Origin of the sequence: Pseudomonas sp. efr-133-TYG-103a (assembly GCF_030209235.1) — a bacterium.
GTDB lineage: Bacteria > Pseudomonadota > Gammaproteobacteria > Pseudomonadales > Pseudomonadaceae > Aquipseudomonas.
Genome location: NZ_JARVSK010000010.1, coordinates 116,321 through 143,208, shown reverse-complemented (window position 1 = coordinate 143,208; position 26,888 = coordinate 116,321). Strand labels below are relative to the sequence as shown.

Annotated in this window: 24 protein-coding genes and 1 pseudogene; 19 read left to right on the top strand and 6 right to left on the bottom strand. The window is 59.7% G+C overall.

Features of this window, described 5'->3' with window-relative positions; genetic code table 11:
• The first annotated feature begins 89 nt into the window (after positions 1-89).
• The 4 genes from gabD (at position 90) to QRN36_RS08415 (ending at position 5,123) form a co-directional block, all read left to right on the top strand.
• Positions 90-1,532 carry an NADP-dependent succinate-semialdehyde dehydrogenase gene (gene gabD, locus QRN36_RS08430; protein ID WP_285423623.1) on the top strand — a complete coding sequence of 481 codons (1,443 nt, stop codon included), beginning with the start codon at positions 90-92 and terminating at the stop codon, positions 1,530-1,532.
• Between the two features lie 297 nt (positions 1,533-1,829).
• On the top strand, positions 1,830-3,110 hold the full coding sequence (gene gabT / locus QRN36_RS08425; RefSeq protein WP_093467999.1) for a 4-aminobutyrate--2-oxoglutarate transaminase: 1,281 nt from the start codon (positions 1,830-1,832) through the stop codon (positions 3,108-3,110).
• A 154-nt stretch (positions 3,111-3,264) separates the two neighbouring features.
• A complete protein-coding gene (locus QRN36_RS08420; RefSeq protein WP_285423622.1) occupies positions 3,265-4,488 on the top strand; it encodes an HDOD domain-containing protein in 1,224 nt (407 codons plus the stop codon).
• 194 nt (positions 4,489-4,682) lie between these two features.
• Positions 4,683-5,123 carry a hypothetical protein gene (locus tag QRN36_RS08415; protein WP_285423621.1) on the top strand — a complete coding sequence of 147 codons (441 nt, stop codon included), beginning with the start codon at positions 4,683-4,685 and terminating at the stop codon, positions 5,121-5,123.
• Positions 5,124-5,171: 48 nt separating this feature from the next.
• Here QRN36_RS08415 and QRN36_RS08410 read toward each other — a convergent pair whose 3' ends face one another.
• Together QRN36_RS08410 and desA are read right to left on the bottom strand one after the other, a co-directional pair.
• On the bottom strand, positions 5,172-6,149 hold the full coding sequence (locus tag QRN36_RS08410; protein WP_285423620.1) for a sensor domain-containing diguanylate cyclase: 978 nt from the start codon (positions 6,147-6,149) through the stop codon (positions 5,172-5,174).
• Positions 6,150-6,447: 298 nt separating this feature from the next.
• On the bottom strand, positions 6,448-7,632 hold the full coding sequence (gene desA / locus QRN36_RS08405) for a delta-9 fatty acid desaturase DesA (RefSeq protein ID WP_285423619.1): 1,185 nt from the start codon (positions 7,630-7,632) through the stop codon (positions 6,448-6,450).
• 177 nt (positions 7,633-7,809) lie between these two features.
• Between desA and dibA the strand changes: the two genes are divergently transcribed.
• From dibA to QRN36_RS08375, 6 genes are all read left to right on the top strand, one after another.
• Positions 7,810-9,732 carry a phosphodiesterase DibA gene (gene dibA, locus QRN36_RS08400; protein WP_285423618.1) on the top strand — a complete coding sequence of 641 codons (1,923 nt, stop codon included), beginning with the start codon at positions 7,810-7,812 and terminating at the stop codon, positions 9,730-9,732.
• Positions 9,733-10,019: 287 nt separating this feature from the next.
• A complete protein-coding gene (oscA, locus tag QRN36_RS08395; protein ID WP_081565193.1) occupies positions 10,020-10,202 on the top strand; it encodes a sulfur starvation response protein OscA in 183 nt (60 codons plus the stop codon).
• A gap of 99 nt (positions 10,203-10,301) precedes the next feature.
• Positions 10,302-11,312 carry a sulfate ABC transporter substrate-binding protein gene (locus tag QRN36_RS08390; protein ID WP_093468019.1) on the top strand — a complete coding sequence of 337 codons (1,011 nt, stop codon included), beginning with the start codon at positions 10,302-10,304 and terminating at the stop codon, positions 11,310-11,312.
• A 189-nt stretch (positions 11,313-11,501) separates the two neighbouring features.
• Entirely contained in the window at positions 11,502-12,323 is an 822-nt protein-coding gene (gene cysT / locus QRN36_RS08385) for a sulfate ABC transporter permease subunit CysT (RefSeq protein ID WP_285423617.1), read from the top strand.
• 11 nt (positions 12,324-12,334) lie between these two features.
• The gene (gene cysW, locus QRN36_RS08380) at positions 12,335-13,207 is read left to right on the top strand and encodes a sulfate ABC transporter permease subunit CysW (protein ID WP_093468025.1); all 873 of its coding nucleotides are present in this window, start codon (positions 12,335-12,337) and stop codon (positions 13,205-13,207) included.
• 3 nt (positions 13,208-13,210) lie between these two features.
• Positions 13,211-14,200, top strand: a complete 990-nt coding sequence (locus QRN36_RS08375; protein WP_285423616.1) for a sulfate/molybdate ABC transporter ATP-binding protein — start codon at positions 13,211-13,213, stop codon at positions 14,198-14,200.
• A 69-nt stretch (positions 14,201-14,269) separates the two neighbouring features.
• On the opposite strand, the gene QRN36_RS08370 is transcribed toward QRN36_RS08375, so the two are convergent.
• A complete protein-coding gene (locus QRN36_RS08370; protein ID WP_285423615.1) occupies positions 14,270-14,806 on the bottom strand; it encodes a DUF962 domain-containing protein in 537 nt (178 codons plus the stop codon).
• A gap of 137 nt (positions 14,807-14,943) precedes the next feature.
• Here QRN36_RS08370 and QRN36_RS08365 point away from each other — a divergent pair, with 137 nt between their 5' ends.
• Entirely contained in the window at positions 14,944-15,621 is a 678-nt protein-coding gene (locus QRN36_RS08365; RefSeq protein WP_285423614.1) for a Crp/Fnr family transcriptional regulator, read from the top strand.
• A 12-nt stretch (positions 15,622-15,633) separates the two neighbouring features.
• On the opposite strand, the gene QRN36_RS08360 is transcribed toward QRN36_RS08365, so the two are convergent.
• Positions 15,634-16,641, bottom strand: a complete 1,008-nt coding sequence (locus tag QRN36_RS08360; protein ID WP_285423613.1) for an AraC family transcriptional regulator — start codon at positions 16,639-16,641, stop codon at positions 15,634-15,636.
• A gap of 111 nt (positions 16,642-16,752) precedes the next feature.
• On the opposite strand from QRN36_RS08360, the gene QRN36_RS08355 reads away from it, so the two are divergent.
• The 4 genes and pseudogenes from QRN36_RS08355 to QRN36_RS08340 all read left to right on the top strand — a co-directional run bounded on the left by QRN36_RS08355 (position 16,753) and on the right by QRN36_RS08340 (position 20,634).
• The gene (locus QRN36_RS08355) at positions 16,753-17,835 is read left to right on the top strand and encodes a fatty acid desaturase (protein ID WP_285423612.1); all 1,083 of its coding nucleotides are present in this window, start codon (positions 16,753-16,755) and stop codon (positions 17,833-17,835) included.
• A 272-nt stretch (positions 17,836-18,107) separates the two neighbouring features.
• Complete coding sequence (locus QRN36_RS08350) at positions 18,108-18,689, top strand: alpha/beta hydrolase (protein WP_285423611.1); 582 nt, start codon at positions 18,108-18,110, stop codon at positions 18,687-18,689.
• 132 nt (positions 18,690-18,821) lie between these two features.
• Positions 18,822-19,637 (top strand): annotated as a pseudogene (locus QRN36_RS08345) (sigma-54-dependent transcriptional regulator); the annotation flags it as partial.
• A gap of 208 nt (positions 19,638-19,845) precedes the next feature.
• Positions 19,846-20,634, top strand: coding sequence for a MetQ/NlpA family ABC transporter substrate-binding protein (locus QRN36_RS08340; RefSeq protein ID WP_285423610.1), 789 nt, complete (start codon positions 19,846-19,848; stop codon positions 20,632-20,634).
• A gap of 244 nt (positions 20,635-20,878) precedes the next feature.
• On the opposite strand, the gene QRN36_RS08335 is transcribed toward QRN36_RS08340, so the two are convergent.
• Positions 20,879-21,031 (bottom strand): hypothetical protein, encoded by a 153-nt coding sequence (locus tag QRN36_RS08335; protein WP_285423609.1) that lies wholly within the window; start codon positions 21,029-21,031, stop codon positions 20,879-20,881.
• A 264-nt stretch (positions 21,032-21,295) separates the two neighbouring features.
• On the opposite strand from QRN36_RS08335, the gene QRN36_RS08330 reads away from it, so the two are divergent.
• From QRN36_RS08330 to QRN36_RS08315, 4 genes are all read left to right on the top strand, one after another.
• Positions 21,296-22,192, top strand: a complete 897-nt coding sequence (locus tag QRN36_RS08330; protein WP_285423608.1) for a TauD/TfdA family dioxygenase — start codon at positions 21,296-21,298, stop codon at positions 22,190-22,192.
• Positions 22,193-22,222: 30 nt separating this feature from the next.
• The gene (locus QRN36_RS08325) at positions 22,223-23,104 is read left to right on the top strand and encodes an ABC transporter ATP-binding protein (RefSeq protein ID WP_373568719.1); all 882 of its coding nucleotides are present in this window, start codon (positions 22,223-22,225) and stop codon (positions 23,102-23,104) included.
• Positions 23,105-23,239: 135 nt separating this feature from the next.
• Positions 23,240-24,106, top strand: a complete 867-nt coding sequence (locus QRN36_RS08320) for an ABC transporter permease (protein ID WP_285423607.1) — start codon at positions 23,240-23,242, stop codon at positions 24,104-24,106.
• Positions 24,107-24,193: 87 nt separating this feature from the next.
• On the top strand, positions 24,194-25,213 hold the full coding sequence (locus tag QRN36_RS08315) for an ABC transporter substrate-binding protein (protein ID WP_285423606.1): 1,020 nt from the start codon (positions 24,194-24,196) through the stop codon (positions 25,211-25,213).
• A 464-nt stretch (positions 25,214-25,677) separates the two neighbouring features.
• On the opposite strand, the gene QRN36_RS08310 is transcribed toward QRN36_RS08315, so the two are convergent.
• Positions 25,678-26,844: an AAA family ATPase gene (locus QRN36_RS08310; protein WP_285423605.1), complete on the bottom strand. Its 1,167-nt coding sequence runs from the start codon at positions 26,842-26,844 to the stop codon at positions 25,678-25,680.
• Positions 26,845-26,888: the final 44 nt, after the last annotated feature.

The window sequence follows — 26,888 nt, the reverse complement described above, 5'->3', positions numbered from 1 at the left end:
TGTTTTCCTGACGGCAGCCTCGGTCGAGGCGCCTTTGAATAATCAATAAAATTCGCTCCGCCGCGCGCGGTGCTGTTTAGGAGGCCGACATGCAGCTCAAAGATTCGAAGTTGTTCCGCCAGCAGGCGTACATCAATGGCGCCTGGGCCGATGCCGACAGTGGCCAGACCATCAAGGTCAACAACCCGTCCAACAACGAAATTCTCGGCACTGTTCCGAAGATGGGCGCTGCCGAAACCCGCCGCGCCATCGAAGCCGCTGACAAGGCGCTGCCGGCCTGGCGCGCGCTGACCGCCAAGGAGCGTGGCGCCAAGCTGCGTCGCTGGTTCGAACTGATGATGGAAAACCAGGAGGACCTCGGTCGCCTGATGACCCTCGAACAAGGCAAGCCGCTGGCTGAGGCCAAGGGTGAAATCGCCTACGCCGCTTCGTTCATCGAGTGGTTTTCTGAGGAAGCCAAGCGCGTCTACGGCGATGTCATTCCGGGCCATCAGCCGGACAAGCGCCTGATCGTGCTGAAGCAGCCAATCGGCGTGACAGCCGCCATCACGCCATGGAACTTCCCGGCGGCGATGATCACCCGCAAGGCCGGCCCCGCGCTGGCCGCTGGCTGCACGATGGTCCTCAAGCCGGCTTCGCAGACGCCTTACTCGGCGTTGGCGCTGGCTGAGCTGGCCGAGCGCGCAGGCATTCCGGCTGGCGTGTTCAGCGTCGTGACCGGCAGCGCAGGCGACATCGGCACCGAGCTGACCAGTAACCCGATCGTGCGCAAACTGTCGTTCACCGGCTCGACCGAAATCGGTCGTCAGCTGATGGCCGAATGTGCCCACGACATCAAGAAAGTCTCGCTGGAGCTGGGCGGTAACGCGCCCTTCATCGTGTTCGACGACGCCGATCTGGACAAGGCAGTCGAAGGCGCGATCATCTCCAAATACCGCAACAACGGTCAGACCTGCGTGTGCGCCAACCGCATCTACGTGCAGGACTCGGTCTACGATGCATTCGCCGAAAAACTGAAGGCGGCGGTCGCCAAGCTGAAAGTCGGCGACGGCATGACCGAAGGCACCACCACCGGCCCGCTGATCGACGAGAAAGCCGTCGCCAAGGTCAAGGAGCACATCGCGGATGCGCTGGGCAAAGGTGCGAAGGTGCTGAGCGGCGGCAACAGCCTGGAAGGCAACTTCTTCGAGCCGACCATTCTGGTCAACGTGTCCAAGGACGCTGCCGTGGCCAAGGAAGAGACCTTTGGTCCGCTGGCGCCGCTGTTCCGCTTCAAAGATGAAGCCGAAGTCATCGCCATGGCCAACGACACCGAGTTTGGTCTGGCGTCGTACTTCTATGCTCAGAACATGAGCCGCGTGTTTCGTGTCGCTGAGGCGCTGGAATATGGCATGGTGGGCATCAACACCGGCCTGATCTCCAACGAAGTCGCCCCGTTTGGTGGTGTGAAGGCGTCGGGCCTGGGCCGTGAAGGCTCCAAGTACGGCATCGAAGATTACTTGGAAATCAAATACCTCTGCCTGAGCGTTTGAAGCTGCTGCGCTCGGTGAGGCTGCGTTGGCAAGGTTCGAAAAAATACTCATTGGCTGGAGCCAACTCCGTTTTTTTCAAACCTTGCCGCCTTGCCTGACCGTCGCTCGCGACGCTTCAAATTGCGGTAGAAGATTCAACCCGCGCAGCGCGAGAGCGACGTTACGCGGGTGTTTTTAGCAGCAAAACCCATTTGCTGGCCGGGAGGCCGCGGCAGTCGATCATCGTATGCTGCCGCTGTCGAACCCGCCGCTTGATCCTTGAACCACGCCGCCCGATGAGCGGCGAATGAGGAAAACATGAGCAAAACAAACGCATCTCTGATGAAACGCCGCGAAGCCGCTGTTCCGCGTGGCGTTGGTCAAATTCACCCGATCTTCGCCGATTCCGCGAAAAATGCGACCGTCACTGACGTTGAAGGCCGCGAGTTCATCGATTTCGCAGGCGGCATCGCGGTGCTCAACACGGGTCACCTGCATCCGAAAATCGTTGCCGCGGTACAAGAGCAACTGACCAAGCTGACGCACACCTGCTTCCAGGTGCTGGCCTACGAGCCATACGTTGAGCTGTGCGAAAAAATCAACGCCAAGGTGCCGGGCGACTTCGCCAAGAAAACCCTGCTGGTCACCACCGGTTCAGAAGCAGTAGAGAACGCCGTCAAGATTGCTCGCGCTGCCACTGGCCGTGCTGGCGTCATCGCGTTCACCGGCGCGTACCACGGCCGCACCATGATGACCCTGGGTCTGACCGGCAAGGTCGTGCCTTACTCGGCCGGCATGGGCCTGATGCCAGGCGGCATCTTCCGCGCGCTGTACCCGAACGAGCTGCATGGCGTGAGCGTTGACGACTCCATCGCCAGCATCGAGCGTATCTTCAAGAACGACGCCGAGCCGAAAGACATTGCAGCGATCATCATCGAGCCGGTTCAGGGCGAAGGTGGTTTCTACGTCGCGCCTAAAGCGTTCATGGTTCGCCTGCGCGAACTGTGCGACAAGCATGGCATTCTGCTGATCGCTGATGAAGTGCAGACCGGCGCTGGCCGTACCGGCACTTTCTTCGCCATGGAGCAGATGGGCGTCACCGCTGACCTGACCACATTCGCCAAATCCATTGCAGGCGGTTTCCCGCTCGCTGGCGTCTGCGGCAAGGCCGAATACATGGACGCGATCGCGCCAGGTGGCTTGGGCGGTACCTATGCCGGTAGCCCGATTGCCTGCGCGGCTGCACTGGCCGTCATGGAAGTGTTCGAAGAAGAGCACCTGCTGGACCGCTGCAAGGCTGTCGGCGAGCGTCTGGTGACGGGCCTGCGTGCCATTCAGGCCAAGAATCCGGTAATCGGCGAAGTCCGTGCCCTGGGCGCGATGATTGCTGTCGAGTGCTTCGAAAACGGCGACACCCATAAGCCCAACGCTGCAGCGGTGGCTCAGGTGGTCGCTAAGGCACGCGACAAAGGTCTGATCCTTCTGTCGTGCGGTACCTACGGTAACGTGCTGCGCGTTCTGGTCCCGCTGACCTCGCCAGACGAGCAACTGGACAAAGGCCTGAAAATCATCGAAGAGTGCTTCGCTGAAATCGCGTGATGGAAGCGGGTCGCGTTTGATCAAAAAGTGACCAATTCATCAGAAAAGACCTGCTTCGGCAGGTTTTTTCGTTTATTGACGTCAGAAAAAGCGCTTTAAGCCTGTCTCCCGCGGTTCTCTTTGACTAATGTACGAAGACTGATGCCGGAGAGTCATGATGACCGTTGTTGAGGCGCCTTCCGTTCCTCGTGTATTGATTGCTGAAGCTGACCCTTGGGCTCGCGAGATGCTCAATGAACTCGTTCTGGATGTGCGCTGCGACGCACAACTCGACGTGTGTTCGGACGGGAAGCAGGCGGTTGAACTCATGCGCGGATACATCCCCGATCTGGTAATTGCGTCCCGCGAGCTGCCGGGCGTCGACGGGCTCAGCCTGTTACGCGGCGTGCGCCTGCTGAGACGCCAGCCCCCGGTCCGTTTCATTCTGCTGAGCAACCGCAATGACAGCGCCAGCGTGCGCGAGGCGGTGCAGCTCGCACCGACTGCCTATCTCACCAAACCCCTGAATATGGAAGGCCTGCGGCATCGGCTTGAGACGCTGCTGTTGCAGGACGGCGCGCAGGTGGCGTGCGAGATTCCGGCACTGGCGCCGGGCGTCGGGCTTGACGGGTTTCTGGAAAAGCGTCGGGAAGTGGCGGACGGCGGCCCGTTGTTCGTCGATGTCGCGCAGGCCGTTGCCCGTAGCAAGGGTGCCGCCGGTGTCGATCTGAAGCTCTTGGAGCAAGAGCTGATCAACGATCCTCATGTCACGGCGGTTTTGATTGCTGCCGCCAACAGCGCTTCGCAACATCAAGGCAAGCCGCAACAGACACTGGGCCAGGCGCTGGCGCTGCTGGGCGCTACCCAGAGCGCGAACCTCGTTCAGGGGCTGGCGCTCAAGCGTGGCGCGATCCTGACCGACCCTTCGCTGATACTTCAGGCGAGCGAGATCTGGGATGTCTCACGGCGTACCGCCGGCTACGCGCGCATTCTGGCGCGCACACTCGAGCTGGACCACGAACGTTGCTACTGCGCCGGATTGCTCAGAGGTCTTGGCGATCTGGCCGTCATACGTTGCCTGCAGGACTGGCTGCACGCGGGCGGTACGCTGGACGATGCGACCATTGCCCGCGCGCTCGAGCAGTACTCGGCGGCGTTCGGCTCGGCGCTTCGCACCCGCTGGCGCCTGCCGCTGGAATTGCGTGAATTGATCGCGGCGGTCTATCAGTACAACACCGGCGTGTACACCCGCGAAGTGCTGGCGATGAATCTGGCAGGACAAATGGGGCGGTTGGGTGTGGAGGATCCGCTGGAGGCATTGGCCAAGAGCAAGTCGGCGCGGCTCCTGAAAATCGGTGCCTCGGATCTTGAGCGGGTGCGAAACAAGCTGGTGGCTTGAGTTTGCCGCGAAGGCGATCAGAAAGGCTTCACTGCTTCGAGGACAGCCTTTGAAGTGGTTTGTGTATGAAATCTCCGTCGGGTGATGGCTGACAGCGCCTACTTTCTGTTCGGAAGTGTCTGACTTTTTTTTCCGTATTCCCTCTCCATAGTTGCGCCGCTGCAACTATCTGATCATGAGCAAGGGAAACACAGATGAAGAAATTATGGACATTGGCCGCAGTCGGCACATTGATCGCAACCACGAGTGGTTGCGTGAGCTACAACGTCAGCCAGCCTACCGCGCCGCTCTCGGGTGAAGTCAGAACTGACTTGAAAGCGGACGTAAAAGTGGGCGAGGCCATCAGCGGCGAATCCTCCACCAATATTCTGTTTGGATGGCTGGCGCTAGGCGGCGACAACAAGTTTGCCGACGGCGTGACTTATGGTGCAGGCAGCGGTTCCGCAATGGGTCTGCCTCTTCCTGACCCAGTCTCCAACGCAAAGGCCGCCGCTGCTTACAAAGCGGTGAAGTCCTCGGGGTCGGACCTGATCGTTGCCCCTCGTTACGAGGTCACGGTCAATGATTACTTCATCTTCAAGCAGGTGAAGGTCAAGGTCATGGGCAACAAAGGCAGCATCCAGAACATACGCTGATCGTTGAGAGGCTGGCGGTGGTGTCTTGCTGAACTCACCGCCTGGCTTTCACACCAACACGATCTGATTCTTGCCCTGACGTTTGGCCTGATACATCGCCGCGTCTGCGCGGGCGTACAGGGCTTCCAGGCTTTGATCCTGAGTGCCCAGGTTGGTCAGGCCCTGACTGGCTGTAATTCCGAATGTCTTGTCGTTGCACTGGAAGCTCAGACGCTGAATCTCCCGCTGCAGTCGCTCGGCGATCTGCTTGGCCATGTCCGGCGCGCAGCCCGGAAACACCGCCGCGAACTCCTCGCCACCGATGCGCCCAAACAGGTCGCCACGACGCAGGGTCTTGCGCCCGCATTCGGCGATGCGCTGCAGCACCGTGTCGCCTTCCTGATGACCGTAGGTGTCGTTCACCAGCTTGAAGTCATCCACGTCCAGCAGCAGAAACGCCATGGGCGTGCCTTGCAGACGTGCCTGTTCGAACTCGCGCTGAGCGCACTCGAAGAAATGACGACGGTTGCTGCTCTGGGTCAGCACATCCGTGGTGGCCAGCCGCTGCAGCTCGTCTTCCAGTTGTTTCTTTTCAGTGATGTCTTCAGCGATCCCGACCACGATCAGCCGCTGGCCGTGTTCGGCCTGATGACTGACGAAGCATTTGTCGCTCAACCAGCGCACCTGGCCATCGGCGCGAATGATGCGGTATTCGCGGTCTTCGATGGAGCCTTTTTCCAGCACTTCGCTCAAGCTGCGCTCGGCGTAATCCAGATCGTCGGGGTAGATGCTGTCACGCCATTCGCCGAAGTCTGCGAGCAACAGGCCGGCGGAGCGGCCGAAGATTCGCTCGTAAGCGGGGCTGACGTAGATCATGCGCTGGGTTTGCCAGTCGAACGCCCACAACACCGCGTTGACGCTGACCAGCAGAGAGCTGAAGAGCTGCTCCCGCTCGCTGAGCCGGGCCACTTCAGCTTGGGCGTGCATCAGCGCCAGCAAGGTTTCTGCTGCTGCGGGAATCTCGATAGAAGCGTTCTGGTTGTCCATGAGCACTGCATCTCAAAATAAGGTGCGGCGCACAGCCACAACATGTCACACAAAGCATAGTGCGAAGGTGCTAATGAGATTGATCCAGAGGCAGGAAGTTCCGACAGGCGCGCAGCCGGCCAGACTGACTGAAAACGACTCCGCTTGATGATGCTGCGAGGAAAACAGGCGAGAAAGGCTCATTTAGAGCGGCCGGAGTCGGGTCGCGACCCCGGTCGTTTTTCGCCTGATCTGCCTTGCCTCATCTTCGCGGATGACGTTTTCTACCCCATCTGGAGGAAGGAGCCGATCAACGGCATCAGGCGTGATGCGGGCGAAGCGAGTAAGTCTTGAGCTGGTCGGCGAAGTCGCGAAGGGACTGGATACCGCTGGCCTCGGCTTCGTGGACCCAGTCTTTGATGGCCGCGAGCATGTCGTGACCGTTGCTGCTGGTCTTCGCCCAGATCTGCTGAAGTGCCAGACGCTTCTCGTAGATCACTTTCAGCGCCTGACTGTGCTCGAGCATGGTCTGGATGCGCAGCTGATGCTTGTCTTCCAGCAGGCTGGTTTCGCGGGACAGCAGGCGCTTGGCGCGACGGAACTGGTGGCGGACGGACTCGTCGGCCTTGGCCAGTTCCTGCTTGACCAGCGGTGCAATTACCAGCTTGCGGTACTGGGCCATGATCTGGAAGCGGTTATTGAGGATCGCCATCGCGGTGTCCATGTCCAGATGGCCCTTGCCTTCGACCCGGTGGGCGATCGGCGCGACCCGCTGGACCTTGGCCAGACGCAGCCAGCAAAACAGCTTGATCCACGCCCAGCCCATGTCGAACTCCCAGCGCTTGACCGACAGCTTCGCCGAGTTGGGATAGGTGTGATGGTTGTTATGCAGTTCTTCGCCGCCGATCAGGATGCCCCAAGGCACCAGGTTGGTCGCAGCGTCTCGGCATTCGAAATTGCGATAACCGACGGCGTGCCCCAGGCCATTGACCACACCGGCCGCCCACACTGGAATCCACATCATCTGAATCGCCCAGACGGTGATGCCGATCACGCCGAAGAACGCCAGATCCAGCGCGCCCATGATCATCACGCCCAGGCGTGGGTAACGGGAATAGAGATTGCGTTCGATCCAGTCCTCAGGGCAGTTCTTGCCGTAGATGCGCAGGGTTTCCGGATTCTCGGCTTCGGCGCGGTACAGCTCGGCGCCTTTGCGCAGCACCGTCGAGAGGCCCTTGATGACAGGGCTGTGCGGGTCATCGGCTGTTTCGCATTTAGCGTGGTGTTTGCGGTGGATGGCGGTCCACTCGCGGGTGTTCTGCGCCGTGGTCAGCCACAGCCAGAAACGGAAAAAGTGCTTGAGGCCGGCGTTGAGTTCCAGCGAGCGGTGAGCAGAGTAGCGATGGAGATAGACCGTGACGCTGACGATAGTGACGTGTGTCATCGCCAGAGTGACTGCGACCAATTGCCAGACGGAAAGGTCAAGCAGACCGTTGTTCCACATAGGCTGAGTTGCCCTCGGTTGTAACGCGTGCGAGTGTGTGGGGTCGAGAGTGCGACCCCGGTGCGGCAGCGCGCATTATCACTTAGCCACCAGATAAAACCAGTCGGTGTTTTAGATAAGAGTCGCAAGATGTTTCTTACTCTATAATCCCGGATTTTCGTAGGGTCTTTCCTTTTTATGTCGACCATTACCCGAGATGCGCTCCGAACCGCACTGTTGTATGGGCTGCTGTCGATCATCTGGCTGGGGATCACCGACTTCTTGCTGCCCCGGCTGATCGAAGACCCGGTCCAGCTGGCTCGCGCCCAACTGATGAGCGGCTATGCCTGGCTGGCCCTCAGCGCGCTGCTCGTCTACCTCGCCAGATCCCGGCTGTTGAGTTTCATGGGCGTCAAGGCGCCGGTTCGCAGTGATCAGGACATGCAGCGCCTGCGGCTGGCAGCCGCGGTATTCGACACCACGCTGGAAGGCGTGCTGGTGACCGATGCCAATGGCGTGATCGTGCACGTCAATCGGGCGTTCATGGAAATCACGGGCTATCAGCAGGACGAAGTGCTGGGCGAGAAGCCGAACACGTTCAAGTCAGGGCGTCATGGGCCTGAATTCTACGAGCGCATGTACAAGAGCATCCTCAGCGCCGGGCAGTGGAGCGGAGAAATCTGGAATCGGCGCAAGAGTGGGGAGATCTATCCGCAGTGGCAGAGCATTCGCTCGATCAAGAATGATCGCGGCGAAATCACTCATTTCGTGGCGGTGTTTTCTGACATCTCCACCGTCAAGCATTCCGAGCGCGAATTGGCCCATTTGGCTCATTACGACGCGCTCACCGGTCTGCCGAACCGGCTTCTGTTTACTGAGCGGACCGAACAGGCGCACACCCAGGCGCGCCGAAATCGCCAGAGTCTGGCGCTGCTGCTGGTGGATCTGGATCACTTCAAGCACATCAACGACAGTCTGGGTCACAACATCGGCGACGAAGTGCTCAAAGCCGTCGGCGAACGACTGAAAAGCCTGTTGGAGAAAGGCGTGACGCTGGCCAGGCTGGGCGGTGACGAATTTGCCGTCTTGCTCGAAAACGCGCAGCAAGCGGCACAGGCTGCCGAAGTGGCGCAGGGGATTCTCAATGGCCTGCGCGAGCCCTTTTTCGTCAACGACCAATCGCTGTTTCTGACGGCCAGCATCGGTGTCAGCGTTTTCCCCAACGATGCCGAGAACGCTGAGCAATTGCTACGCAACGCTGATGCTGCGTTGTTTCAGGCCAAGAATCAGGGGCGGGAGAGCTACGCGCTGTACACCGCCGAGTTGACGGCCCATGCCCAGCGACGTGTCGAGTTGACCAACGAACTGCGTCAGGCCATCGCGCAGAACCAGTTGCGAGTGTTTTATCAGCCGATCCATAACCTGCATAACCGCGGGATCGAAGGCGTCGAGGCGCTGGTCCGCTGGCAGCATCCGAACCGAGGCATGGTTTCGCCAGGTGAGTTCATCCCGATCGCCGAGCAGAGCGGCCTGATAGCCGACATCGATAACTGGGTGTTGACCCAGGCGTGCCTGCAAATGCGCCGCTGGCTCGAAAGCGGCATACAGATATCCTTCGTGGCGGTGAACGTTTCCAGTCGGCTGTTCGCCCGGGGCGATCTTGATCGTCGAGTCGCTCGGGTCCTCGCAGAAACAGGGCTGGCGCCTGAACATCTGGAGCTCGAGGTCACCGAGAGCGCAATCATGGATGACCCCGATCAGGCCATCGAGCAGATGCATCGTCTGCGCGAGCTCGGCCTGAAACTGTCCATTGATGATTTCGGCACGGGGTATTCCTCTCTTCTGCGTCTCAAGCGCATGCCTGTGCAAAAGTTGAAGATCGACCAGGGGTTCGTTGCGGGCCTGCCGGACGACGAGGACGACGTGGCGATCGTACACGCGATCATTGCGCTGGCGCGGGCCATGGGGATGCGCGTGCTGGCCGAGGGGATCGAGCAGGCCGGGCAGGCTGACTTTCTGCTGAATAATCAGTGCGAGCTGGGTCAGGGCTACTGGTTCGCCCGGCCAATGCCGGCCGAGCAGATCGACTGGCAGCATGCGCCGGTTTTTGGGTTGAGCTGATCGTCAGATCGCCGAGCCCCTACAGGGAAAATCGTGCTGATCTTGTAGGAGTGAGCTTGCTCGATGGCGCTGGGTCAGTCTGTCGTTTACTGACGGAAAAAACGCTATCGCGAGCAAGCTCACTCCACAAGGTTTCGAGCCGCTCAGAACACCAAATTCACTTTGGTTATATCTGCATTCTTAAATAGTATTTTTAAGAATAACCCTCCCTCTCTAATATCGCGCTTACGCCACGAGCAGCCGCTTCTCCCACGCCGCTGCGGGCAAACTTTTCAAGGAGCACGATCATGAGCGCATCTCTACGTAGCGTCGATGGCCAGGACGAAGCAAGCATTCTGCGTGAAATTCAGAGCGCTTTGCGCGACCTGCGCTTTGGCGCGGTTGAAATCACTGTGCATAACGCACAAGTGGTACAGATCGAACGCAAAGAAAAATTCCGTCTGCAGAATCCGGGCAAACAGCAAGGCTGAGGGACGCTTCAGCGCGTGCGGCCATGGGTTACCGATTTGCTTGAACCGAAATCAAAACTAGAAAAAGCCAACAACACATAAATTCCAGGAGCTTGATACATGTCCATTCGTCGTTACGCGCTGGCCGCTCTCGCCAGTGCCGTGTTTGCCGGTTCTGCAGTCGCAAAGGATTACACGTTGTTGAACGTGTCCTATGACCCGACTCGCGAGCTTTATCAGGACTACAACGCCGAGTTCATCAACTACTGGAAAAAAGCCCATCCGGACGACACCGTCAAGATCAACCAGTCCCACGGTGGTTCGGGCAAGCAGGGTCGGTCCGTCATTGACGGTTCGCCTGCGGACGTCGTGACGCTGGCGCTGGCTGGCGACATCGACGAAATCTCCAAGCTGGGGAAATCGATCCCTGAAAACTGGCAGACCAAGCTGCCGGACGCGAGCACGCCGTACACCTCGACGATCGTCTTCCTGGTTCGCAAGGGCAACCCTAAGGGCATCCATGACTGGGCGGATCTGATCAAGAAAGACGTCGCCGTCATCACGCCAAACCCTAAAACCTCTGGCGGCGCCCGCTGGAACTTCCTCGCTGCGTACGCCTACGGCCTGAAAGCCAACGGCGGCGATGAGACCAAAGCCAAGGAATACATCAAAACGCTGTTCGAGCACGTTCCTGTGCTGGACACCGGCGCGCGCGGCGCAACCATCAGCTTCACCAACAACGGCCTGGGCGACGTCTTGCTCGCGTGGGAAAACGAAGCCTTCCTGTCGCTCAAGGAAGACGGTGGCGCTGACAAGTTCGACATCGTCGTACCTTCGCTGTCGATCCTGGCCGAACCTCCGGTAGCCGTCGTCGAGAAGAACGCCGAGAAACACGGCACGACCGAAATCGCCACCGAATACCTGAAGCACCTGTACAGCAAGGAAGGCCAGGAAATCGCCGCGAAAAACTTCTACCGTCCTCGCGACAAAGAAGTGGCCGCCAAGTACGAGAAGCAGTTCCCGAAACTGGAACTGGTGACCATCGACAAGGATTTCGGCGGCTGGAAATCGGCTCAGCCCAAGTTCTTCAACGATGGCGGTATCTTCGACCAGATTTACATTCCTAAATAAGCCTGTAGGAGCGCTTGCCCGCGAGACGGTATGTCAATGAATGCGATTGACATGGACAGATCGCCATCGCGGCATGCGCGCTCCTGCATGAAACGTCCCGGGATCTGATAAATTCCGTGACGTTTTCCACGGCGAAAAACCAACTGACCCGGACCCGTTCCGGGTTACGTGTATCAACCAAGGACACTTATGTCTCGACGCATATCCCCCGTCATACCCGGCTTCGGGCTGACGCTGGGCTACACCTTGGTGTACCTCAGCTTGATTGTGCTGATACCGCTTGCGGTGATGTTCATCCACGCCTCCCAACTGAGCGCTGAGCAGTTCTGGACCATCGTCACGGCGCCACGTGTGCTGGCTGCGCTGAAACTGAGCTTCGGCACTGCGTTCTATGCGGCCATCATCAACGGCATCATCGGTACCCTGCTCGCCTGGGTGCTGGTGCGTTACACCTTCCCGGGCCGCAAAATCATCGACGCGATGATCGATCTGCCTTTCGCCCTGCCCACAGCCGTGGCGGGCATCGCGTTGACAGCGCTGTACACGCCCGCAGGCCTCGTCGGTCAGTTCGCCACCGACCTGGGCATCAAGATCGCCTACACGCCTTTCGGTATTACGCTGGCGCTGACGTTCGTCACCATGCCGTTCGTAGTCCGGACCGTGCAGCCGGTGCTTGCCGACATCCCGCGTGAAGTCGAAGAAGCGGCGGCGTGCCTTGGCGCGCGGCCGATTCAAGTGTTCCGTTACATCCTCGCCCCTGCATTGCTGCCTGCCTGGCTGACCGGCTTTGCGCTTGCGTTCGCGCGGGGCGTCGGTGAATACGGCTCGGTGATCTTCATCGCCGGCAACATGCCGATGAAGACCGAAATCCTGCCGCTGCTGATCATGGTCAAGCTTGATCAGTACGACTATGCGGGGGCAACGTCCATTGGTGTGCTGATGCTGGTGGTCTCATTCATTCTGTTGCTGCTGATCAACCTGCTGCAGCGACGTATCGAAACCCCTAACTGAGGAGGCGCATCATGTCCGGTCCATCGCTTATTGCCGCTTCTTCGGCCAATGCATCCCGTCGTGGCAGCGCAGTGTCGCGGCGTATTCTCATCGGCCTCGCGTGGCTGGTGTTCGCGCTCTTTCTGTTGCTGCCGCTGTTCGTGGTCGTGAGTCAGGGCCTGAAGAACGGCATCGGCGGCTTCTTCACGGCGATTCTTGAGCCCGACGCGCTGTCGGCGCTGAAACTTACCGTGTATGCCGTGCTCATCTCTGTGCCATTGAACGTGGTGTTTGGCGTGGCTGCCGCCTGGTGCGTGAGCAAATATTCGTTCCGCGGCAAAGCCATTCTGGTCACGCTCATCGACCTGCCGTTCTCGGTATCCCCGGTCATTGCCGGTCTGGTCTACATCCTCATGTTTGGCGCGCGCGGCGTTTTCGGGCCGTGGCTGCAGGATCACGACATCCAGATCGTGTTTGCGCTGCCCGGTATCGTTCTGGCGACCATCTTCGTGACCGTACCGTTCGTGGCGCGTGAACTGATCCCGCTGATGCAGGAGCAGGGCACGCAGGAAGAAGAGGCCGCCCGGCTGCTGGGCGCCAATGGCTGGCAAATGTTCTGGCACGTGACCGTCCCGAACATTAAATGGGGCCTGATCTACGGCGTGGTGCTGTGCACCGCCCGGGCGATGGGTGAGTTCGGCGCGGTGTCGGTGGTCTCCGGCCACATTCGCGGCGTGACCAACACCCTGCCGCTGCATGTCGAGATTCTCTACAACGAGTACAACCACGTGGCTGCTTTTGCCGTGGCGAGCCTGTTATTGATCCTTGCGCTGTTCATCCTGCTGCTCAAGCAGTGGAGCGAAGCGCGCATTAGCCGTCTGCGCCAAAGCGCGGCGGAGGAATAATTCATGTCGATCGAAGTCCGTAACGTCAGCAAGAACTTCAATGCCTTCAAGGCCCTCAACAGCATCAGTCTGGACATCCAGAGTGGCGAGCTGGTGGCTTTGCTGGGGCCCTCAGGCTGTGGCAAGACCACGCTGCTGCGCATCATCGCCGGGCTTGAAACCCCTGATCAGGGCAGCATCGTATTCCACGGCGAAGACGTCTCCGGTCACGATGTGCGTGATCGCAACGTCGGGTTCGTGTTCCAGCATTACGCGCTGTTCCGCCACATGACGGTGTTCGACAACGTCGCGTTCGGCCTGCGCATGAAGCCCAAGAACCAGCGGCCGAACGAAAGCCAGATCGCGGCGAAAGTGCATGAGCTGCTCAACATGGTCCAACTGGACTGGCTCGCCGATCGCTACCCCGAGCAACTGTCGGGCGGTCAGCGTCAGCGTATCGCGCTGGCGCGGGCGCTGGCGGTAGAGCCCAAAGTGCTGCTGCTGGATGAGCCGTTCGGTGCGCTGGACGCCAAGGTGCGCAAGGAATTGCGTCGCTGGCTGGCGCGCCTGCACGAAGACATCAACCTGACTTCGGTTTTCGTGACCCACGACCAGGAAGAAGCCATGGAGGTCGCCGACCGCATTGTGGTGATGAACAAGGGCGTGATCGAGCAGATCGGCTCGCCGGGCGAGGTGTACGAGAACCCGGCCAGCGATTTCGTGTATCACTTCCTCGGGGATTCGAACCGCTTGCACCTGGGCGAAGACAACCACGTGCTGTTCCGGCCGCATGAAGTGTCGTTGTCGCGTCATGAAGTGGAAGGGCATCACGCCGCTGAAGTGCGTGACATCCGTCCGCTGGGCGCAACCACCCGCGTGACCTTGAAGGTCGAAGGTCAGCCGGAGCTGATCGAAGCTGAAGTGGTCAAGGACCACGACAGCCTGATCGGCCTGGCCCGCGGCGAGACGCTGTTCTTCAAGCCGAAGGTCTGGCAGAAGGTCGAGAGTATCTAAGTCGGTTCTGGCTTGTCACAGACAAACCGCATTCGCGGGCAAGCGCGCTCTGCAAAAAGGCTGTGTTTGCTACACAGCCGCCTTCTTCAGGTTGCGCTTGTGCGCGCGGCCCGCTTTACCCTCGATGCTGTTCTGCAACTTCCTTCTCATTCCCATCAGAAAGGCCGCTTCGGCGACCACGAACAGCGGGCCGATGATCAGGCCTGTGACGTCATCGACGAACGCCGGTTTGCGACCTTCGTAATAATGGCCCACGAACTGGATCGCCCAGCCGACCACGAACAGCCCGACGCCTGAGCCGAGCCACACCATCGTGCTCTGCTGCGCCAGGTGCGCTCCGATCCACAGAAACAGCGCAAGCACGATGCCCATGGCGATGCCGAAAGGCCTGTCCAGCCGCAGGTAGAACGCAGTGGCCGCGACCGTTGCCAGCAAGGCCGGTGAAATCCACAGATCGGCCAGCGCCCAGCTGCTCCAGCCCGGCCGGGACAGCAGTATCGCCACGGCCAGCACGATCAGCGGAACGCCGACGAAGTGGGTGGCGATATTTCGGGTGTCGCGATGGTAAGACGCGTATTGGCTTAAGTGATCGACGAGGTTTTTCATTGTTATTCCTCTGGTGATGCGTGGATCATGCCGCTGATTTTTGGATGAGCCGCGACTGCCGGTTCAGCCTGCAATAAAACGCTGCTGATAAAAAGGAGATTCACATGACGAATGGAACGCAATGGAGCTCTTGGTTGATGAACGACCGATGGTTCACCGAGTTGCCCGCCTCATTGCAGGATAGCCTGCTGAGCGGTATGCAGCAGCGACGCTTCACATCGGGCAGGACCGTGTTCGAGCGCGGTCAGCCGGTCACCGGACTGTACGCGCTGCTGGATGGATCGATCCGCTTCGGCGATCCCGCTCAGCAATGTCATGACCTTCCCCGTCCCGTTGGCAAGCGGCCTTACTGGTTTGGCGAACGGGCGCTGTTTGACGATCAGCCCAGCGCGCTGGACGGCTTTGCCGAAGGCTCGATCATCCTCCTGCACATGCCTCACGCGCCGATCAGGCAACTGCTGCAAGAGCGCCCGGCGCTGTGGCGTCACTTTTGCGCGTTGCTGAGTCAAAAACTCGGTCTGCTGGTTCCGCTCCCTGAACAGATGACACTGTTGCCGACCGTCGAGAGAGTGGCGTTTCGTCTGTTGATGCTGACCGAGGGATACGGCGAGCTGGACCGCTCCGTGCGGGTCGTAGCGCTCTCGAACATGGCCTCGCAGCGTTGTCTGGGACTGAGCGGTGAAGTGGTCGAGCGCGTGCTGGGGGAATTGGCCGAGCGCAACATTGTGCGGCGCGAAGGTAACTTGATCCACGTGCTGGACACTGGTCGGCTGCGCCGTGCGGCGTTGCACCGGCTGACGGAAGTGAAGGCCTGACCGGGCTAGGTGTCAGCGCAACAGGCCGTCGCGGTACTGGCTGGGCGTCATGCCGGTCCAGCGCTTGAATGCGCGGCTGAAACTGCTGGTGTCAGAGAATCCCAGCAGGTAAGCGATCTCGCTGAGTGACGTACCAGGCTCGCGCATGTGCTGCAGCGCCAGGTTCTGCCGACACTGGTTAAGCAGCAGATCGTAACTGCAGCCCTCGTCTGCCAGATGGCGCTGCAAGCTGCGCAGGCTCAAGTGCAGGTTCTGGGCAATGCGCTCGGCTGACGGCTCACCTTCCGGCAGCTGGGTTTCGATCGCTCCACGCACCTTGCGCTCCCACGTCAACGGGCTGAGCTGCTCCAGCGTGCGATTGAGGACCGCTTCGTTATGCTCGGCAAGTTCCGGATTGGCATCGTCCAGATGGCTGTCGAAGTCGGCGCACGCAAACTCCAGCAAATTTTCCCGCGCAGCGAAATGCAGCGGCGCCCGAAACACGTCGTGCCACGGCTTCGGGTCTTCGGGTTGAGGGCGCATCAGGTGAACGGCCAAAGGTGCGTAATGCCGCCCGAGCCGGTTACGGCAGGTCCGCACGTAGATGGCGGCAAACGCGTCCATGGCCTCGTTGGCCGGCATCGGTCCGCCCTCCGGCACCCGAAAACGGAACGCGTAGTGATCCCCCTCACGCACGAAGCTCAGATCCAGCGCGTCACTGACCACCGGGTGGTAGCGCACGATGCGCTCGAACACTTCGCGCAACGAGCCGCTGGCAACCAGTGCATAGCCGAGTGCGTGAAAAGTGGTGGGGCTGACGAAGCGCGACACGCGCAAACCCAGCGCGGGATCGCCGCTCGCTTGCACGGCCAGTTGCCAGAAACGGGTCGTGGCTGCCACCGGATAGCGCGCGTTAGGGTCGTCCATCAACTGTGAGTCCAGGCCCGCCGCTTCACTCAGCGCGAGACTGTCCAGGCCCAGGGCGTCGAGTTGCTTGCGCAGGGCGCGGGTCCAACTGGCGAGAATGCTCGGCTCAGGCATACAGATTGGCGCTTCCGGTCAACAGGTTGGCGTTCACGGCAGGGCGGTTGTGCGCCGCGCTCGGCACAGTGATGTCGTGTTTTTCTGAATCATAAAACCGGAGATGGAAGCATGCACGACACTTCTGCAAGTGCAGCCGGACTGAATGCACAGCAGCGATCAGCCCATATTCGCGCGGCGGTCATGGCCCATGGCGAGATCCTGCGTGCGCGTTATCCGATCCTTCGACATCAAGATGCCATTGGCGTGAGCATCCTGATGTTTGCGCTCGGCGGCATGACGCTCAGCGCGGCGCTCTACATCGAGGGCCACGTCGCGTGGTGGGCCTGCCTGTTGCTCAATGCGTTCTTTGCGTCGCTGACCCATGAGCTGGAGCACGACCTGATTCACAGCATGTATTTCCGCAAGCAGCGAGTGCCGCACAACCTGATGCTGGCGTTGGTGTGGATGGCCCGGCCGAGCACCATCAACCCGTGGATTCGTCGGCATCTGCACTTGAATCATCACAAGGTGTCCGGCACCGAGGCCGACCTGGAAGAACGCGCGATCACCAACGGCGAACCCTGGGGGCTCGCCCGATTGTTGATGGTCGGCGATAACGTGATGTCGTCGTTGATCCGGATGTTGCGTGCGCAAACCTGGGCTCACCGGTTCAGCATTCTCAAGCGGACACTCCGGGTTTATGCCCCGCTGGCCTTGCTGAACTGGAGCGCCTGGTATGTGTTTCTGGGCTTTCACGGGATCAACGGCATCGCGGCCCTGGCAGGTAACTCGATTGACTGGTCGCAGAGCACGCTGGCATTCATGCACGCCATCGACGTTGCAGTGGTGGTGATCGTCGGGCCCAACGTCTTGCGCACCTTCTGCCTGCATTTCGTCAGCTCGAACATGCACTACTACGGTGATGTCGAACCCGGCAATGTGATGCAACAGACTCAGGTCCTCAATCCTTGGTGGATGTGGCCGCTGCAGGCGTTCTGCTTCAACTTCGGCAGCACTCACGCGATTCACCATTTCGTGGTCAAGGAGCCTTTTTACATCCGCCAGATGACGGCGCCCGTCGCGCATAAGGTCATGGCGCAAATGGGCGTTCGGTTCAATGATTTCGGGACGTTCGGTCGCGCGAACCGGTTCACCCCGACGGGCGTGAAAACGGGTGCAGCCTCTGGGCGCGGGCTCGCTCGCGAAAGCTGATGCTCAGGTAGCGTTCGGGATTTTTCGTCGATAAAAATTCTGTAACAACTCGCCCGTATTCTTCACTCATCCCCGGCGAGCTGGGGGCAGACAGCGTGATTTATCAGGGCCACTCCTTAAGGCAGGGGGTGGCCCTCTTTTTTTGCGCGCAGATGCCTGAGGCTGCGGCATATGTATTTGAGCTATTAATAAATATCTTCTTATTCTTTTTCGAATATATGTCTCGTCCCTATACTCGCCCCCATGAACGCAACATGCAGGAGGCGAAGGCCATGCATAACGAATCGATCCGTTACCTGATCGTGCCAGGCTGGCAAGGATCTGCCGACGACCATTGGCAAACCCATTGGCAGAACAGTCTGCCGAACAGTGTGCGTGTGGAGCAGGCCGACTGGCTCAAGCCACGCCGCGAAGACTGGGTGGGTGAGCTGCAGCGCGTGATCGCGGCGGACAGCTCGCCCGTTATCCTCATTGCCCACAGCCTGGGTTGCGTGACGGTTGCCCATTGGGCGCAACTGGCGCCCCTGGAAACCCTGCGTCAGGTGCGCGGTGCGTTGCTGGTGGCACCTGCTGATGTCGAACGTGCGAACTGCCCGCCTGCCATTCGCAATTTTGCGCCGATTCCCGAACACCTGATGCCGTTCCCTGCTCAGGTCGTCAGCTCTGACAACGATTCGGCCGTGAGCGCCCTGCGAGCCATGGAAATGGCGCGCAACTGGGGCGCCGAGATCGGCATCCTCAGTGGCGCCGGGCACATCAACGTCAAATCCGGCCATCAACGATGGGAACAGGGCTTTGCGTATCTTTATCGCTTGCAAGGACGCATCGAACAGCTGACCCGGCGTCGCGCGTGAAGGCATGTTGCTCGGCTGTCGGCACCTCTGAGCCTGCACTGATGATCACTTTTTTGGCCGCAGCGAACGCACAGGCGCTGCGGCCTTTTTTTTAACGCTCAGGTCATCGGAAGGCTTGGGCGGGAGACTGCCATGAGCCATCCTGATGTTTTGAACAACCCGCTGCTGACCTTCCCCGAAGCCGAAAAAAGCCCCCTCAGTATTCGCGCCAAAGCGCTGGTCTTCATCGATCCACGCTCGCGTCAGCTGCGTGAAGAGATGGAGCAACTCGCGCCGCTTGAACTGCCCGTGTTGATCCGAGGAGAGCCGGGAACCGGCAAAGAGTTGCTCGCCAGGCACATTCATCGTGGCAGCGACCGTTCGGGTTTGTTCGTGTCCGTGAACTGTGGAGCCATCAGCCCGACGTATGCCGATGCCGAGCTGTTCGGTCACGCTGCAGGTGCCTATGCCGGATCGGCCAGCAGCCGCGCTGGCTGGTTCGGCTCGGCCACCGGCGGCACGCTGTATCTGGATGAGATTGCCGATTTGCCGCTGTCCATTCAGATCAAGTTGCTGGCAGCGCTCGAAAATCGCGAGGTCACCCGCGTGGGCGCGTCGCAGCCAAGCCCGGTGGACGTCAGACTGGTTGCGGCCACCAGCATTGACCTGAGACTGGCAGTCTCGGCGGGAAAATTTCACGAGCGCCTGTATCGGTATCTCAGCGAAGGTCGGCTGGACCTGCCGGCGCTCAGGGAACAACCGGGTAACATCTTGCCATTGGCTGAATACTTCCTTGGCATCTACAGCCAGCGTCTGGACTTTCCGATGCCGCTGATCAGCGATGCGGCTCAGCGTGTGCTCGAAGCGCATTACTGGCCAGGAAACACGCGGGAACTTGAGAACGTCATTCACTTTGCGCTGCTGGTGAGCAGCGGGGCAGAAGTCTTGCCGGAGCATCTGAATCTGCCTCAGCGCTAGCTGCAAGAACGCGGGCCGTACGCCGACTTCGAATGACCTTCCAAATTGGTATAAGCATTCGATTAAAAAGTCTTTTAATGGAATAAAAAATCCGGGTAATGTTCGCCCCACGCCGCCGTGCTGCACGATTGCGACAGTTCGGCGGCGACCACTTTCCCTTCATCGCCATCAGAGCGATCGGATTACCCAAGGACATTGCATGAAAAAGACGTTTTTGTTCACCGCATTGGCGGCTGCTCTTTCTCTCGGCATCAGTGCTGCGCAAGCGGCCGAGAAACTGGTTGTCGGCGCAACTGCCGTTCCGCACGCCGAAATCCTGGAGCTGATCAAGCCTGAGCTGGCCAAAGAAGGCGTGGACCTTCAGATCAAAGTCTTCACTGACTACGTGCAGCCAAACGTGCAGCTGAACGAGAAGCGTCTGGACGCCAACTACTTCCAGACCAAGCCATACCTGGAGGGCTTCAACAAAGGTAAGGGCGCGGAGCTGGTTCTCGGCGTTGGCGTACACGTCGAACCGTTCGGCGGCTACTCGAAAAAGTGGAAGTCCATCGACCAACTGCCTGAAGGCGCAACCGTTGCCATCCCTAACGAAGGCAGCAACGCCGGTCGTGCTCTGTTGCTGCTGCAGAAGAACGGTCTGATCACCCTGAAAGACCCGACCAATGCGCTGGCGACCCCGAAAGACATCGCCACCAACCCGAAAAAACTGAAGTTCCGCGAGCTGGAGTCCGCGCTGCTGCCACGCGCTCTGGATCAAGTCGACCTGGACCTGATCAACACCAACTACGCGCTGGAAGCCAAGCTGAATCCGAAGAAAGACGCGCTGATTCTGGAAGGTTCTGATTCGCCGTACGTGAACTATCTGGTGACCCGTAAAGAAAACGCCCACACCGACGCGATCGAGAAGCTGTCGAAGGCGCTGACCAGCCAGCAGGTCAAAGACTTCATCAACAAGAAGTACGACGGCGCGGTATTGCCAGCGTTCTGATGGGGCAGGGGCGCAGTGACCACTGGGGGCGTGAGCCAACGGTCTTCCACGCCCCTTCGATCGACGGTGTAATACCCGACGCCTTCCCGGCTAAAGCCGGTCCTACGAAAAGTTTGCAGCGTCTGTAGGGTCGGCTTCAGCCGGGAAGAGGCTGGCGTGTCTGGTGAAGATCTGGCGGCTGGAAGTCAGTCTTCGCGAGCAAGCTCGCTCATGCATGTCTGGCGCAAGCCGGAAAAGAGTCGGATTACTGACCCACGTTTTTCACGCCGACGGCCTGTACCTGCGTCGGCGTTTTTGCATGTGTGCCCAGCGCGCGACGCAGCGCGATCAGCAATTTCATGTTGTCTTCGAGAAGTTTGTCCTGCGAGTGGTCATTGAAGCTGGCGCGTTCCGGCATGATTGGTCCTCTTTTTGTTATCCCTGACATCTGCTCCAGCGCAGGCAATGCCCGCTGCGAGATGCGGAATAGACCGCAATCATGCGCGTCAGGTTCGCATCCAAAGATAAGAATTTGGTATCGATGCGGTTACCGATAATGGCACTAAGCCGCTGCTAGTTCGTTCAGCGCTATGCATATGCTCTAACGATATTTAAATTTATCTTCTTATAGCTTTAAAGTTCCGACTCTTCAGTCACACGCCTTTTTGGAGTCGGAGTTCTCATGCCAGCAGCCTCCCAAGCTTCCACGTCCGCGCAAGCGCCGGATCAGCAGTTCGATGTGCGTCCATTCGCCGAAAAGGTGGGCGCGGAAATCGTCGGGCTGGATTTGTCCCGTCCGCTCAATGACGCTGACTTCGCGCGCGTGCATCGTGCTCATCTGGATTACCACGTGGTGGTTTTTCGCGATCAGCAGATCACCCCGCAACAACAGATCGATTTCAGCCGTCGTTTCGGCGTGCTGCAGATTCACGTCCTCAAGCAGTTTCTGCTCGCCAACCATCCGGAAATTCTGATCGTTTCCAACATCGTCGAGAACGGCCAGCCGGTCGGTCTGGGTGACGCCGGTAAGTACTGGCACTCGGATTTGTCTTACAAAGAGCTTCCAAGCCTGGGCTCGATGCTCTACGCCCAGGAGCTGCCGAGCGAAGGCGGCGACACGCTGTTCGCCGACATGCACCTGGCTTGGGACACGCTGCCTGAGCATCTGCGTAAAGCGGTCGAAGGCCGCAAGGCCGTCCACAGCTACACCTCGCGTTATCGCGATGGCCATAACGCCGAAAACTGGCGTCCGACCCTCAGCGCCGAGCAGTTGGCTCAAGTGGCGGTGGTCAGCCATCCGATCGTGCGCACGCACCCGGAAAACGGACGCAAGGCACTGTTCGTCAGCGAAGGCTTCACCACGCATATCGTGGGTATTCCAGAAGACGAAAGTCAGCAGATTCTCACCGAGCTGTACGCACACAGCGTGCGCCCCGAAGGTGTCTACCGGCATAAATGGCAGGAAAACGACATGGTGTTCTGGGACAACCGCTCCCTGATTCACTTGGCCGGTGGGACCCCGGACCATCTTCGCCGTCGTCTGCATCGCACCACCATTCAGGGCGATGCGCCGTTCTGATTTACGCCGTCCTGATCCGGAGACCGTTCCATGAACGCTGTTCTGCAAAGCCACACGGCTAGCGATCGCTTGAATGCGCAACAGGCCAATCAGCCTACCGCTGAAGCGCTGTTGCAAGTCCAGGGCGTAAGCCTTGAATACCGCACCCCGGAACGCGTGGTGCGGGCCACTCATCAAGTCAGTTTCGAAATCGATCCTGCAGACCGTTTTGTCCTGCTCGGCCCATCGGGCTGCGGCAAGTCAACGTTGCTCAAAGCGGTCGCCGGCTTCATTCAGCCCAGCGAAGGGCAGATTCGTCTGGCCGGCCAGCCTGTCAAAGAACCTGGGCCGGACCGCATCGTGGTCTTCCAGGAATTTGACCAGCTGCCACCGTGGAAAACGGTGATCGAGAACGTGATGTTCCCGTTGCTGGCTTCGCGCACGCTCAAGCGCCGGGACGCAGAAGAGCGCGCGCGGCATTACCTGGAAAAAGTAGGCTTGAGCGCGTTTGCCGATGCGTACCCGCACACCCTGTCGGGCGGCATGAAAGCGCGCGTGGCCATTGCGCGTGCACTGGCGATGCAGCCGAAGATCCTGTTGATGGACGAGCCGTTCGCAGCGCTCGACGCCCTGACGCGTCGCAAGATGCAGGAAGAGCTTCTCGAGCTGTGGGAAGAGGTGCGTTTCACGTTGTTGTTCGTGACTCACTCCATCGAAGAAGCGCTGGTGGTGGGCAACCGGATTCTGTTGCTGTCCCCGCATCCGGGACGCGTGCGGGCCGAGATCAACAGCCATCAGTACGATCTGAAAAGCCTCGGTGGCGTGGATTTCCAGGCGTCAGCGCAGCGCATCCACCGGCTGCTGTTCGATGAAGGCGAAGCGCCCGCAGTGGAGCAAGACCTGCGGTTTCAGGATATTCGTATCGCCTATTAATGCGCCTACTTCACTCTTGTAGGAGCGCGCTTGCCCGCGATTGCGATGTGCCTGTGACGTTTAGATCGCCTGACACACCGTTATCGTGGGCAAGCGCGCTCCTACAGAGGACGTTGGCCCAAATGAGACAAGACCATGAGCCTTTCACCTCCGATTCGCGAGGAATACGAAGTCGCGCTGGAGCCTTTCACTCAGGAAGACCTGGCCCGCGACATTCCCCTTGTTCAACGCATCTGGCAATTGAGCTGGGTTCGCAAAGCCGTGATCCTCGTCCTGCTGGCCGTGATCTGGGAAATCGCCGCGCGCATCCAGGGCAATGACCTGTTGCTGCCGAGCTTTTTGCAAACCGCGCAGGCTTTCATTGACGGCATCGTAACCGGCGAACTGCTGGGCAAGGTCTGGATCTCCCTGACGGTGCTGGTCAAGGGTTACCTCATTGGCATCGTCCTCGCGTTCGGCCTGACCACACTGGCGGTTTCTACCCAGTTGGGGCGGGACTTGCTCGGCACGCTGACCGCGATGTTCAACCCGCTGCCGGCTATCGCGCTTCTGCCGCTGTCGCTGCTGTGGTTCGGTCTGGGCGAGAACAGCCTGATTTTCGTCCTCGTGCACTCGGTCCTGTGGGCGCTGGCGCTCAACACCTACGCAGGTTTTCTCGGCGTTTCGGAAACCCAGCGCATGGCCGGTCGCAACTACGGGCTCAAAGGGCTGCGTTTTGTCTGGTACATCCTGATTCCGGCGGCGCTGCCGTCGATTCTGGCGGGCCTGAAAATTGGCTGGGCGTTCGCCTGGCGCACCCTGATCGCTGCCGAGCTGGTGTTTGGCGCGTCGTCGGGCAAGGGCGGACTGGGCTGGTACATCTTCCAGAACCGCAACGAGCTGTACACCGACAAGGTGTTCGCGGGCCTCGCGGCTGTGATCATCATCGGTCTGCTGGTGGAAAACCTGCTGTTCAGCAATGTCGAGCGCCTGACCGTCAAACGTTGGGGCATGCAGCGCTGATCGCTTATTAGAAGAACATTTCGCTGAGTGGACCGGATCGCCGGACATGAAGCTTTCCAACACTTTCGCTTTCATTGTGAGGAATTCATGGGGACTTCAAGCAAACGTCCAGTGCTCACCGCACTGGCAGCCACGGTCGGTCTGTTCGGCGCACTGTTGAGCAGCGGCGCGCACGCCGAAGGCAAGATCAGCATCGCCCAGCAATTCGGTATCGGCTACCTGATCCTCGATGTCGTGCAGCAGCAGAAGCTGATCGAGAAGCACGGCAAAGAGCAGGGCCTGGACATCAAGGTCGACTGGAACAGCATCTCCGGCGCAACGGCAATGAACGAAGCGCTGCTGGCTGGCGCGCTGGATGTGGTATCGGCAGGCGTGCCGCCGATGCTGACCATCTGGGACCGCACCAAGGGCAAACAGAACGTCAAGGCCATCGCTTCGCTGGGTTCGATGCCGAACTATCTGCTGAGCAACAATCCGAACGTGAAGACAGTCCAGGACTTCACCGACAAGGATCGCATCGCTGTGCCGGCCGCGGGCGTGGGCTTCCAGTCGCGTACCCTGCAGATCGAAACCGCCAAGCTGTTCGGTAACGACAACTACAAGAAATTCGACAACATCTCCGTGAGCCTGCCGCACCCTGACGCCACCTCGGCGTTGATCGCAGGCGGTTCCGAGATCAGCGCGCACTTCTCCAGCCCGCCGTTCCAGTATCAGGAACTGGAAAACCCGAACGTGCATAAAGTGCTGAGTTCTTACGACGTGCTGGGCGGCCAAGCGACGTTCAACGTCCTTTACACCACACAGAAATTCCACGACGAGAACCCGAAAACCTATAAAGCGTTCTATGACGCTTTGGCCGAGGCCGAAAAGATCATCAAGGCCGACAAGAACGCAGCGGCGAAGACCTACATCGAGGTCGAGAAATCCAAGTTGCCATTGCCGCTCGTGGAGAAGATCGTCAACGATCCGGAAATCGACTTCACCGTCGTGCCGCAACGCACCTTCATCTATGCCGAGAAGCTTCATGAAATCGGCGTGCTGAAGAACAAGGCCGACAGCTGGAAAGATTTCTTCTTCGAAGAGGCCCACGGCGGGGCGGGTAGCTGATGGAGGCCATCGATCTCGGGATCAACCTTGGGATGAGCTTGCTCGCGAAACGTCCGGTCATGCTGCGATAAATTCATTGCCTGACCCAACGCCTTCCCGGCTGAAGCCGGTCCTACGAAAAACTCGCAGCGTCTGTAGGGCCGGTTAAGGCCGGTCCTACGAAAAACTTGCGGCGTCTGTAGGGCCGGTTAAAGCCGGTCCTACGAAAACTCTCAGCGTCTGTAGGACCGGTTAAAGCCGGTGCAACGAAAAGCTTGCGGCGTTTGTAGGGCCGGTTAAAGCCGGTACAACGAAAAGCTTGCGGCGTTTGTAGGACCGGCTTTAGCCGGGAAGAGGCCGGTGCATGCCGTGGGAGCCGCAGCGAACCGGCATCAGCCTTCGCGAGCAAGCTCGCTCCTGCGGGTTTTAGGGTGTATCGCCGAACGGTGCTGCCCCCGCGATCTCCGTGGGAGACCCCGCGATGTTCAATCCGGCCAGTGCCACGCCGGTTCATCCAGCCTGCCCTGGCCCACAATGCCGGTCTGGCCCAGGTCCTTTTCAAGCACGATGCAGTTGCACTCAGGGTCTTGTTCCAATGCGGCGATGAGCCGGTTCGCGTGGGAGACGACCCACACCTGGCAGCTGTGGGATGCGCGCATGATCAGCCTCGCCAAAGCGGGCAGAAGATCCGGGTGCAGGCTGGTTTCGGGTTCGTTGAGTACCATCATGGTGGGCGGTCGGGGCGTGAGCAGCGCAGCGATCAGCAACAGATAGCGCAGCGTGCCGTCCGACAATTCTGCCGCTGACAACGGGCGCAGCAATCCGTGTTGATGAAACTCAAGCGCGAACAGCCCGCCGCCTTGAGCGTTGATGTGTATGCGTGCGCCGGGGAAGGCGTCGCTGATGGCGGCGTCGAGCGCCTCGGGCTCGCCGATTTCCCGGATGGTTTGCAACGCGGCCGCCAGATCGCGCCCGTCGTGATGCAGAACGGGCGTCCGCGTGCCCAATTGAGCCTTGCGAGCGGGCGCATCGGCGTCGCTGCGAAAGTGATCATAAAATCGCCAGCCGCGAATGTTCTCGCGCAACTGCAGCACTTCCGGCGACGAGCGAAGGTTGCCCACCTGATCGAACAGGCTGTCGAACGTTGGCGTGTGTTGCGCCAGCACATCCCAACTGCGTCCCTCGCGGGCCCGGATCATGGGGCCGGCCCGGTCGACCAGCAGGCTCGCCGGACGATACACGGGACCTGCCCAGATGCATTCACGCTTGATCTCCGGGTCCAGTGCAAAGGCCGTCGGTGCCGCTGGCGGTGGGGGCAGGCCCAGCGAAATGGCGTAACTGAAGTCCTCGGCGGCGAATCCCAGCCGCAAGCGCACGACCTCCTTGCGCGGACCTCCCTGAATATCCACTTCGCCATTGCGCATGCGCCGGCTGATGTTTTCCGGCCCAGCCCAGAAGGTCGACTTCAGGCCGCCTTCCCGGGCCAGCGCATTGATGACGCCGCCTTGTGCGGTCTCCGCCAGCAGCCGTAACGCTCGATACAGGTTGGATTTGCCGCTGCCGTTGGGCCCCGTGATGAGATTCAGTCGTTGCAACGGAACAACCAGCGTGTTGATTGATCGGTAGTTGGCGACGGCGAGGGTGGTGAGCATCGAGCATTCCTTGCTGTGTGCAGGCAGGAGGATCTGCGCAGTTT